A 1,151-nucleotide genomic window follows, 5' to 3' on the forward strand; every position below is an offset into this window, starting at 1 on the left:
CCCCTTATCTCTTGGCGATCTGCCAGATTAGGTGTCGAGAGGCGGCGTGGTCGACCGATAACCCCTTGGTCTTGCCGACCGCGGGAGAGCCAGCTCGCCACGCCGCAATCTCCTGGCAAACGCCCGAACAGTTGCTCGAGTAGGCGCTCGTAACGATAAGGCTGGGCTGCACAGGAGAGCTCTCGACCCGTCGAGCATAGCGGAGTTGATCATGAACGAGAGTGTCGGAATCGATGTCTGCAGGCAGTGGTTGGATGTGCATGTGCATGGCCTGCAGCAGGCACGGCGGTTTGCCAATCAGGCCGCGGGGCTGCGTCAGTTGCGTGACTGGCTGGCGCCGCTGACGCTGCACCAGGTGGTGGTGGAAGCAACCGGGGGCGCTGAGCAATTGGCGCTGGATACGCTGCATGCTGCCGGCCTGCCGATGGTGCGGGTCAATCCGCGCCAGGCGCGCGATTTTGCCAAGGCCACCGGTCAGCTGGCCAAGACCGATCGGCTGGATGCGCGTGCGTTGGCGCACATGGCAGCGGTGCTGCCGCTGACACGCTATAAGCCGTTGGAGGACTGGCGCCGGCAACTGCGCGCCTATCAGCAGCGGCGGATGCAGGTGGTGGCCGTGGTGCAGCAGCAGCGCCAGCAGCTGTCTACGCTTACCGATGCCTGGCTCAAGCAACAGGCGCAGATCGGCGTGCGGCAGTTGCAACAGCAGTTAGCGCAGCTGGACGCATGCATCGCCCAGCAGTTGGCCGCACGTGCAGAGTTGCAGGTGCTGCGTCAGGTCAAAGGTGTCGGCCCGGTGCTGTTGGCGAGCCTGGCGGTACAGCTGCCGGAACTGGGCCGGCTGAGCGGCAAGGCCATCGCCAAGCTGGTCGGGGTGGCGCCGCTGGCGCGCGACAGCGGCGCGATGCGCGGGGTGCGGCGCATCTGGGGCGGGCGGGCCGGCATCCGCCAGGTGCTGTACATGGCCACCCTGGTGGCAGTGCGCTTCAACCCGTCGCTGCGCGAGTTTTATCAACGCCTACGTGCCAAGGGCAAGGCCGGCAAGGTGGCTCTGGTGGCGGCCATGCGCAAGTTGCTGGTCATCCTCAACGCCAAGATGCGGGATCAACTGGCGGCTGCCGCTACCAGTTGATCAAGACAGTTGCTCTCCC

The 1,151-nt window shown here is 65.6% G+C and carries 1 protein-coding gene; it reads left to right on the forward strand.

What is annotated here, in order from left to right:
• Positions 1–211: 211 nt before the first annotated feature.
• Positions 212–1,132: an IS110 family RNA-guided transposase gene (locus Y887_RS15875; RefSeq protein WP_046965271.1), complete on the forward strand. Its 921-nt coding sequence runs from the start codon at positions 212–214 to the stop codon at positions 1,130–1,132.
• Positions 1,133–1,151: the final 19 nt, after the last annotated feature.

The sequence above is a fragment of the Xanthomonas pisi DSM 18956 genome (assembly GCF_001010415.1).
GTDB lineage: Bacteria > Pseudomonadota > Gammaproteobacteria > Xanthomonadales > Xanthomonadaceae > Xanthomonas > Xanthomonas pisi.

Coding starts and splice junctions, on each gene's coding strand:
- Y887_RS15875 (WP_046965271.1), top strand. CDS start 212: ATGAACGAGAGTGTCGGAATCGATGTCTGCAGGCAGTGGTTGGATGTG.